Annotated in this window: 7 protein-coding genes and 1 pseudogene; 3 read left to right on the forward strand and 5 right to left on the reverse strand. The window is 62.8% G+C overall.

Annotation, left to right across the window (positions count from 1 at the left end; translation table 11 throughout):
• On the reverse strand, positions 1-1,110 hold a 1,110-nt coding region (locus AC1VAN_RS07210; RefSeq protein ID WP_480985540.1), incomplete at its 3' end, for a diguanylate cyclase.
• Positions 1,111-1,397: 287 nt separating this feature from the next.
• On the opposite strand from AC1VAN_RS07210, the pseudogene AC1VAN_RS07215 reads away from it, so the two are divergent.
• Positions 1,398-3,288: pseudogene (locus AC1VAN_RS07215) on the forward strand (FepA family TonB-dependent siderophore receptor).
• 45 nt (positions 3,289-3,333) lie between these two features.
• On the opposite strand, the gene AC1VAN_RS07220 reads toward AC1VAN_RS07215, so the two are convergent.
• Positions 3,334-4,260, reverse strand: coding sequence for a hypothetical protein (locus AC1VAN_RS07220; protein ID WP_032976034.1), 927 nt, complete (start codon positions 4,258-4,260; stop codon positions 3,334-3,336).
• 221 nt (positions 4,261-4,481) lie between these two features.
• Between AC1VAN_RS07220 and AC1VAN_RS07225 the strand changes: the two genes are divergently transcribed.
• Positions 4,482-5,456 carry a cation diffusion facilitator family transporter gene (locus AC1VAN_RS07225; protein ID WP_032976035.1) on the forward strand — a complete coding sequence of 325 codons (975 nt, stop codon included), beginning with the start codon at positions 4,482-4,484 and terminating at the stop codon, positions 5,454-5,456.
• Positions 5,457-5,483: 27 nt separating this feature from the next.
• Here AC1VAN_RS07225 and nfi read toward each other — a convergent pair whose 3' ends face one another.
• Positions 5,484-6,164, reverse strand: coding sequence for a deoxyribonuclease V (gene nfi, locus AC1VAN_RS07230; RefSeq protein ID WP_025873770.1), 681 nt, complete (start codon positions 6,162-6,164; stop codon positions 5,484-5,486).
• Between the two features lie 94 nt (positions 6,165-6,258).
• Between nfi and gpmA the strand changes: the two genes are divergently transcribed.
• Positions 6,259-7,008 carry a 2,3-diphosphoglycerate-dependent phosphoglycerate mutase gene (gene gpmA / locus AC1VAN_RS07235; RefSeq protein ID WP_032976037.1) on the forward strand — a complete coding sequence of 250 codons (750 nt, stop codon included), beginning with the start codon at positions 6,259-6,261 and terminating at the stop codon, positions 7,006-7,008.
• Between the two features lie 63 nt (positions 7,009-7,071).
• Here the strand turns inward: gpmA and AC1VAN_RS07240 are convergent, their stop codons facing one another.
• Positions 7,072-7,884 carry a hypothetical protein gene (locus tag AC1VAN_RS07240; RefSeq protein WP_442251706.1) on the reverse strand — a complete coding sequence of 271 codons (813 nt, stop codon included), beginning with the start codon at positions 7,882-7,884 and terminating at the stop codon, positions 7,072-7,074.
• Between the two features lie 25 nt (positions 7,885-7,909).
• On the reverse strand, positions 7,910-8,887 hold the full coding sequence (locus tag AC1VAN_RS07245) for a 5'-nucleotidase (RefSeq protein ID WP_081794552.1): 978 nt from the start codon (positions 8,885-8,887) through the stop codon (positions 7,910-7,912).
• Between the last annotated feature and the right edge of the window lie 299 nt (positions 8,888-9,186).

The raw sequence follows: 9,186 nt of genomic DNA on the forward strand, positions 1-9,186 counted from the left end.
CAGGTAGTCGCTGCCTCGGGTCTGCTGGCCGAGCAGGGCTGCGACGTGCTGCAGCGCGCGGTCGCCGGCGTCATGACCGTGGCCATCGTTGATCGCCTTGAAATGGTCCAGGTCCAGCAGCAACAACGAGAACGGCGTGTGGTTGCGCGTGGACAACTCGATCTCACGACGTAGCACGGTCGGCAGGAAGCGCCGGTTGAGCAGGTTGGTCAACGCATCGCTGCCCGCATCCAGTTCACCGATGCGTTCGAACAGCAAGGTCATCAGGTTGCGGATGGTGGCCAGGTCTTCGCGGATCATCGGCAGGGCGGTCAGCCGCCGTGCCGGATCTTCATCGGTGGCGCGCTGCAGGCGGTTGTCGATGCGGGCCATCAGCTGGCCCACCTGCTGCGTCTCGCTGCTTTCGCCGAAGCTGGGAATGCCCTTGTGGGTGAACCACAGGCCGAATTCCGAGCTCGCCAGACTGGCGTTGTCGGCACCGGTCGCATGGCCGGCGAGGGTGTACAGCAGGCTGTTTTCCCAATCCAGCAGCAGGGCGCGCTGGCGCTCGCGCTCGGTGCTGACGTTCTGCACCAGCGAGAACAGCCGGTACGCCGCATCGGTGCGCGAAGAGCGCTCACGGGCGTGCGTATAGGCCAGCGTCATGCCTTCCATGGCGATGTCCATGATCGCGCTGAGGCAATCGATGGCGGCGAAGGCGGTGTCGTTGTCAGCGGCATCGGCGCGCAGGCGGATGAACAGCTCGTGCTTGAGTACGCGCGCACCGCGGGCCACCAGGTCCACCGGAATACCGACCCGTGCGTGCACATCGCCGATCACCCGTTGTGCGGCGACGGTAGCGGCAATGCCATCCGCATCGGTGGTCAGCAGCTGGGCCAGCCAACGCTGCATCGCCGGTTGCAGGCGCTGCTTGACCTGTTCGTGGGACAGGAAGCGGCGCGCACGCGTGTCCTGCAGCAGCACTTCGTAGAAGCGCTGCGCCAGCGTCGGCGGTGCATCGGCGGCCACGGCATGCAGCAGCGCGGCGGCGGCGGGGCCGGCCAGCAGCAGACACTGCTGCCAGGCCTGAGCCAGCGGTTGGCTGGCTTCGTCCAGTTGGGGTGTATCCACGTCGATCTCTAACGGCGCACAACAGACCACGGTATCGGCCGCAGCTGTCGACGGTTGATGGCAGGGAAGCCGGCCAGTTTAAGCGCCATGCAGGCCGAAAAACGCGGATGAAGCACATGCCGGCCGATGCCGCAATGCGTTGACGCATTTGAGAATCACTCGCATTTATGAAAAAATGATGGCAGGAACCGGCATGCGGGCATCCCGCAGTGATCGTTCCGCCTCCCCCGTCGCCGCCTCGTGCCCTATGCCAGAGGCTTCCGTTGCCCTGCCAGAAGGTTCAGAACATGCCTGCAAACACTCTTTCACCGCGCCCGCTGGCGCTTGCCATCGCTGCGCTGCTGGCCACCGCTGCCGTCACCGCCCATGCGGAAACCGATGCCACCGATATCGACACCGTGCATGTCACTGCCTCGCAGATCGCGCGGCAGGCGCTGGGCACTTCCACCATTACCGCCGAGGACATCGCCAAGCGGCCGCCGGTCAACGACATCGCCGAACTGCTGCGGACGATGCCCGGTGTCAATCTGACCGGCAACAGTGCATCGGGCCAGTACGGCAACAACCGGCAGATCGATCTGCGCGGCATGGGGCCGGAAAACACCCTGATCCTGATCGACGGCAAGCGCGTGGGTGCACGCGACGCGGTGCGCATGGGCCGCAGTGGCGAGCGCAACACGCGCGGCGATACCAACTGGGTGCCGGCGGAAATGATCGAACGCATCGAAGTGCTGCGCGGCCCGGCAGCGGCACGCTATGGCTCGGGTGCCTCCGGTGGCGTGGTCAACATCATCACCAAGCGCCCGACCGGCGACCTGACCGGTGCGGTTGACCTGTACGGCCTGGTACCCGAACACAGTGCCGAGGGCGGCAGCGAACGCCTCGGCCTGCAGCTGAGCGGGCCGATGACCGACACGCTGTCGTTCCGGTTGTACGGCAACCTCAACAAGACCGATGCCGATTCGCTGGATCTCAACCGCGACTTCGCCACCGGTGCCAATGCGGTACCGCCAGCGGGCCGCGAAGGCGTCAAGAACCGCGACGTCAACGCGCTGCTGCGTTGGGACGTGACCGCCAACCAGGTGGTCGAGTTCGAGGCCGGTACCAGCCGCCAGGGCAACATCTATGCCGGCGATCGTGCGGTCAGTACCACTGGTACCTCCACCGGTGTCGACCTGGCCGCGCTGGCCGAGCAGCAGGCCGAGACCAACCGCATGTATCGCACCACCGGCGCGATCACCCATCGCGGACGCTGGGGCRATGTCAGCTCGCGGCTGACGGCAGCGGTGGAAGGGGTGAACAATTCGCGCATCAACGAAGGCCTGGCCGGCGGTCCGGAAGGCAGCTTCAATGGCGCCGACTGGTYGACCTCGCGCCTGCGCAACTACCAGCTGGACGGCGAGGTCAGCTTCCCGACCACCCTCGGCGGCGCGGAGAACGTGTGGACGCTGGGCTTCGAGTACCCCGAGCCTGGGCGCCGGCTGCTACATGCAGGGCAATGCGGATCTCAGGGCAGAGACCAGCCTGAACAAGGAACTGGGCGTGGAGTGGGCACCGCAGAGCGGCTGGCAGGCCTCGTTGACCTATTTCCACAATGACTACAAGGACAAGATCCAGGCCGGTTACACCCAGATCGGCCTGACGGCCGACCGCAAGGGCCGCATCTTCCGCTGGGAGAACGCACCCAAGGCCATCGTGCAGGGGCTCGAGGGCAACCTGGTGATCCCGCTGCTGGGCGAGCAGGGTGACCGCCTGAAGTGGAGCAACAACTTCACCTACATGGTGGAGAACGAAAACAAGAGCACCGGCCAGCCGCTGTCGGTGATTCCCAAGTACACCGTCAACACCATGCTGGACTGGCAGGCCACCGAGCAGCTGTCGCTGCTGCTGACCGGCACCTTCTACGGCAAGCAGGAACCGGCCACGGCCAACATCAACAACGATCCGCGCTGCACCGCCAACTGCGATGCGTCCACCGTGCTGCAGACCCGCGGCGCGTACAACGTCTGGGGCGTGAGCGCGCGCTACAAGGTGACCGACACGGTCAGCGTGGGCTTCGGCGTCAACAACCTGGCCGACAAGCGCCTGTTCCGCGAGGCCAACAGCAGTGACGCCGGTGCGGCGACCTACAACGAACCCGGCCGCGCGTACTGGGCCAGTCTGCGTTTCGGCTTCTGATCCGATGAGCGCTGCGCCGGGAGGGTTCCGGCGCAGCCTGATGGCTTACTTTACCTGGCGGCAATCGCGAAGGTGGACACCACCGGTGTCCATCTTGTCGACCACGCCGTCCAGCTTCACCCAGTCGTTCTCGCGCAGGGTGGCGCCCAGCGCCATCTGATCCGGGGCCAACGCACAGTGAACGGTGAAATTGGCATTGTTGTTGTCGTTCGACTGGCGCCCGCCGATGCCACCGATGCCCTTCATCTTGGTGACCAGATAGCCCACCTCGATGGTGTTTGTAAAGCGGTTGGGCTGGGCGGTGTAGACCTGGCCATCGATGATGAAACGACGGCCGAAATACTTGACCAGCAACGGCTGGTACATTGCTTCCGTGTCGGGCGGGGTGCTGGAGCCGGAGAACAGCGCCTTGAGCGGTGCGGTATTGATTTCCCGCTGCAGCCGCTTGGAGTCCTTGCCCATTTCGGTGGACATGCCGACCGCGGTGGCCTGGATCGGCTTGTCGAAGCCACTGGAGACACGCACGGCTTCGGCGATCGCCTCGCCCTCGGGGCCGGTCTTGAGCTTGTCCAGCCAGCCACACAGCGCGCTGCGTGCGTCCTCTTCCTTGGCGGTCTGCCCCCGTGACAGTTTGGTGCCGACCGCCACGTTGCCGCCATTGGAGGCGGTGATGACGCTGACCAGCGGCACCTTCGTGTCGGTCTGCAGCACGTACATCTGGCCTTCCGTCTCGGTGATGACGTCACCGCTGACGAAATTGTTGCCCTCATCAAGTGCCGCCTTGCGCAGCTGGCCCAGCGCACTGCGCGGCTTCAGGCCGGGAAGAGTGACCTCGGAGGTAAAGAACTGGCCATTGCGGGGGTCACCTACCGAGCGGAAATTCTGCTGGCAGGTCTTGGCCGAGGCGCTTGCGGCCATGCCCAGCGTACAGGCCACGGCGACGGCGACCCAGGGAGTCTTGGTAGTCCACATGTTCCGAATTCCTTGTGCTTGTGTGTCCATTGCGGGCAGCCACGCCGAGGCGATAYGGCTGCCCGTCCCCGTCCAGAGGGGATGCGGCCATCATAGTGTGGCCCGGCACGGGCGCAAGCCGCAGCGACCCGCGTCGCGGATTCTGCAATGTTATAAACACCGTGATAGTTTCCCGACACCCGCCGGCGTAGCCTGACTCCCATCGCCAAGGAGCTGTTGCCATGGGTCACGACCACGATCACCTGCCATCCGAGATCCGCCACGAGAAACCCTTGTGGTGGGCGCTCGGCCTGACCTCCACCTTCCTTGTCGTGGAGGTGGTCGGTGCGTTCTGGACCAACAGTCTGGCACTGCTGTCCGATGCCGCGCACATGGCTACCGACACCCTGGCGCTGATGATCGCGCTGGTGGCCGTGCGGCTGAGCCGGCGCCCGCCGGATGCGCGCCGCACCTACGGTTATGCACGTCTTGAAGCACTGGGCGCGATGATCAACGGCGCAATGCTGTTCGTGGTTGCCGGCTACATCCTGTGGGAAGCCATCGGTCGCTTCCGCCAACCGCAGGAGATCGCCTCCACCGGCATGCTGGTGATTGCAGCGGTCGGCCTGGTGATCAACATGATCTCCATGCGCCTGCTGCAGGCCGGCAGCGGCGAGAGCCTCAACGTGAAGGGCGCCTACCTGGAAGTGTGGGCCGACATGCTCGGCTCGGTGGCGGTGATCGCCGGCGCGCTGTTGATCCAATGGACCGGATGGAAGCCGATCGACCCGATCCTGGCCGTTCTGATCGGTTTGTGGGTGCTGCCGCGCACGTATGTGCTGATGCGCGAGGCCATCAACGTGCTGCTGGAAGGCGTGCCCAAGGGCATGGACGTGGCCAGGGTCCGCGACCGCCTGTCCGACCACGACGCAGTGCTGGACGTGCATGACCTGCACGTGTGGGCGCTGGCGTCCAGCACGCCGGCACTGACCGCGCACATCGTGATGCGCGAAGGCGACGACGCCGACCGCCTGCGGCGCGAACTCGGTGATCGCCTGCACGATGATTTCGGTATCGAACACGTGACCTTGCAGATCGAAGCCGACCACTGCGGCGAAGCCTGTGGCCAGCCGTCGGCGACGAGGGACGACGATCACGCCGGGCACGATCATGCAGCTGCCGATGCGCAGGGCCATCGCGGTCACGTGCATCGCTGAAGCGGGTGTGGCGGCCGGTGCCCGGCGCTACCTCTGTTCGTCGCGCCGCGAGGCCAGCCGATCCGCCAGCCGGGTCGGCTCGGGCAGGCGATAGCCGCGCAGCGTGCGCTGTACCCAGGCCAGCGCGGTATCGGCACTGACCCGATGCCCGCCGGCGACGAACAGCGGCTTGCAGCGAAGCTTGCTGCGCAACACCCAGCCGAGCTGCTCGCCGCCGTCCAGCAACGGCGTGTGCGCGCCGGCCTCAGGGTCGGGCTCGATGAAGCGGCCCACCAGCTTCGATTTGGCCACGCCGATGCTCGGCAGGTCGGTCACCACGCCCAGGTGTGCGGCAATGCCCAGCCGGCGCGGATGGCTGATGCCATGGCCATCGACGAACACCAGGTCCGGTGCGCGCGGCAGCAACGCCAACGCAGCCAGCAGCGCCGGCAGTTCGCGGAAGCTGAGCAGGCCCGGGATATAGGGCATCACGGTGGGGATGCGGGCGATTTCCTGCGCCACCGGCTGCAGGGTGTCCGCGTCGAGCAACACGGCCGCAGCGCGGGTGATCGCGCCGTCTTCCTCGAAGCCGACATCCAGCCCGGCCAGCCAGCGCACGGTAGCGGGCAGCCGGTCCTGCCGCTGCACGCGGGTCGCCAGCTGCTTCTGCTGTTCGCGGGCGGCGCTGACGCTGCCTTCCCAGCGCCCGGGGTCGATCAGTGTATTCATCGGCCACAGGATGACATCCACACCGCCACGGCGCGGTGAGCGGGCGCCGGGGCTACAATGGCCGCCTGCCTTTCCTCGCGTTGGAGACCCTGCAGTGACCCGTAAACTCGTACTGTTGCGCCATGGCCAGAGCCAGTGGAACCTGGACAACCGCTTCACCGGCTGGGTCGATGTCGATCTGACCGAGCAGGGGCGCCGGGAAGCGGCTGCCGCCGGCCGCCTGATGCGCGAGGAAGGCCTGCAGTTCGACGTCGCCCACACCTCCGTGCTCAAGCGCGCCATCCACACCCTGCAGGGTGCGTTGGCCGAGCTGGAGCAGGACTGGCTGCCGGTGAACAAGTCCTGGCGCCTCAACGAGCGCCACTACGGTGGCCTGCAGGGCCTGGACAAGGCCGAGACCGCCGCCAAGCATGGCGAGGACCAGGTCAAGGTGTGGCGCCGTTCGTACGACATCCCGCCGCCGGCGATGGACCTGGAAGATCCGGGCCACCCGATCCACGACCGCCGCTATGCCGGGCTGGATCGCAACGCGCTGCCGGGCACCGAATCGCTGGCCACGACGCTCGACCGCGTGCTGCCGTACTGGCACGACGCCATCGCGCCGCAGTTGAAGGATGGCAGGACCGTGCTGGTCACCGCCCACGGCAACTCGCTGCGCGCGCTGTACAAGTACCTCAACAACGTCTCGCGCGAGGAAATCCTCGAGCTGAACATCCCGACCGGCATTCCGCTGCTGTTCGAGTTGAACGACGACCTCACCGTGAAGTCGTTCCGTTACCTGGGTGACCCGGAAGCGGCACGCAAGGCCGCCGAAGCCGTGGCCAACCAGGGCAAGGCCAAGTAAGAACGAAGGGCCGGCGCAAGCCGGCCTTTCTAAGACTTGGAGTTTCAAGACCGAAGAAGCTAGTCAAAACGGAATATCATCGTCTTCAATGAAGCGGGTGCTGGGACGAATGGGTTCTCTGCGGGTAACAAGAAGATCCTTGTGAAGCTTCATCCATTGGATGCCTTCAGGAGTTATTTGGTAGTGCTTGACGGGGTATGTTTGCCCGTTTGAATCCTCCTCAACAAGGCTCCGGGAAATTAGGAAACTCTTTTCGGTCAGTGTCGCGACGCCGAGGGCGATGCCCACCTCAGTTAAGCCGGCGCTTGAGAGCTTTCTATCCAGTTCCCAGTGGCTGATGCTTCCGATTTCGGTGGGCCAGAATGCAAACGCCAAGGACAAGACCGCGATCTCATTTGCATCAAGGTCTGTGTTGTTCGCGATGTTGGGATTCAACGTTGGCGCAAGCTGTGATCGTTGCTCGTTGCGCAATTCGTGTTGAATGAGTTTGACAAGATTGGCTTCCAGTTCTTCGTAGCCGCTTCTGGAGTCAGTTCGGTAAAAGACAACAGGTCGATGTTGAACATCAAAAGGAAGCCTGGGGCGCTTTCCTTTTTCACAGAGTATGACAACAGGTCGATTGAGGGCTAGTGCGTAACCGAGTTCTAGCCAGACGTTGGGGTTGTCTTCGGAAACTTCGGCGATACAGGTGGATGCGCTGGCGATTGCGCTTTCAATTTTTTCAATTATCGGATTTAGACCAAGGATTTCATCTGCTCTTTGAGGCTCCACTTCTGCAAGAAGAAGTGCCGGGCGTATGGTCTCTCTATATCTTCGGTCGTAGACGTTCCCATCGAAAGTCTGAATCACAAAGCAGGTCGGTTTTGCCTGTTGCATGTGAGGTTCTCTTGGGTGATCCAATTTATTGACCGGTCGCCGCTAGCTCTTCCGTCTGTGGCGATGTCGTCTTCGGTTTGTTCGTTATTCCGAAGGGAATGTGTACAGATGGTGCGGCTTGGCTTGCTGCGGCAAGGTGCAGTGATTGATCGTCGAAAAATATATGAGGCTTGAGGACTTCGAGGATCAAGCGTTTTTCAATTCCACCCAAGAAGAATGCGTCGTTTACAATTACGCCCCAACTCTTCAGTGTGTTGATTGCGCGCTCATGCGATGGAGCATTTCGGGCGGTGACGATGGAGACACGAAGCCTATTTTTGTATGTTGGGTCCGACTTCCTTTTCAGCTCCTCGGCCTTCTGGATTGTTGAGATCTTGAGGAGGAACTGCTTTAGTGGGCCGCCACCGTGAGGTTCCATGACATTGGCTGTCTCGTGAGTGTGGAATTGCGCAAGGTTTCCATTCTGCATCACGGTTTCGGATGAGTCGTCAGCAAGAACTCCATCGAAGTCGAAGGCAATGCGAAGTGTTGTGTCGCTTGGGTCGTCAATTTTCTTTGAATCCATTACATATCCGGCCGGCAGTCCAAGTGCAATCGCTTCGAGAACATCGCTCTGATTGCCTGATAGGAATAGGGATATGTTGAGCGCAGGCACATATGCGTAGGGCGAAAGGCCTTGCTGAAAAATTGCGCGAGAGATGCTCAAGTTGTGGTGGGCAATTGAATTCATCACCCGAAGTCCCGTATCTGGATCATTACGAGATAGAAGGACGACTTCGACCAGCGGAGCGTGGGGGGCGGGACTTAGGTCATTGAGAGAGAGAAGGCGTCGGATGAAGGAGAAAGCCATTCCCGGCTGGAGTGCATCGTTCCTGTGCTGCTCTTGATATGTGCGATAGGCTTCCTCCCCCTCGTTTCGAAAGACCCTATCCGACTCGCTCAAGTCGAACATTGCACTAGATGCGACACCTACCACCAAACGATCCTTTAGTTCGTAAGGCATATCTTCTCCATTTTTTATGATTTTTGCGGTAGATCCGATTGGGGCGATGTTAGCAAGCACGATAGCGGAAAACCCCAAAGGCGAAATCCAACAGCTGTGGAGCCTGCGGCGTGACCTTTGGCCGGTCCCCACCATCGCCGCAGCGGCTACGCTGGACGATTCGCCGTTGGAGACACGCCATGAACGTCCGTAATCTGGTCCCGCTGGGCCTGACCATCGCCATCGCCGCTTCGCTCGCCGCCTGTGGCAAGAACGAGACCGCGCCCGCTGCCGACGCCGCCAAGCCGGCGTTCGACCAG

Source organism: Stenotrophomonas sp. 05L44_2 (genome assembly GCF_056665995.1).

Excerpts from the sequence above, each read along its gene's own strand:
- AC1VAN_RS07220 (WP_032976034.1), bottom strand. The coding sequence starts at position 4,260 with ATGTGGACTACCAAGACTCCCTGGGTCGCCGTCGCCGTGGCCTGTACG.
- AC1VAN_RS07225 (WP_032976035.1), top strand. The coding sequence starts at position 4,482 with ATGGGTCACGACCACGATCACCTGCCATCCGAGATCCGCCACGAGAAA.
- nfi (WP_025873770.1), bottom strand. The coding sequence starts at position 6,164 with ATGAATACACTGATCGACCCCGGGCGCTGGGAAGGCAGCGTCAGCGCC.
- AC1VAN_RS07240 (WP_442251706.1), bottom strand. The coding sequence starts at position 7,884 with ATGCAACAGGCAAAACCGACCTGCTTTGTGATTCAGACTTTCGATGGG.
- AC1VAN_RS07245 (WP_081794552.1), bottom strand. The coding sequence starts at position 8,887 with ATGCCTTACGAACTAAAGGATCGTTTGGTGGTAGGTGTCGCATCTAGT.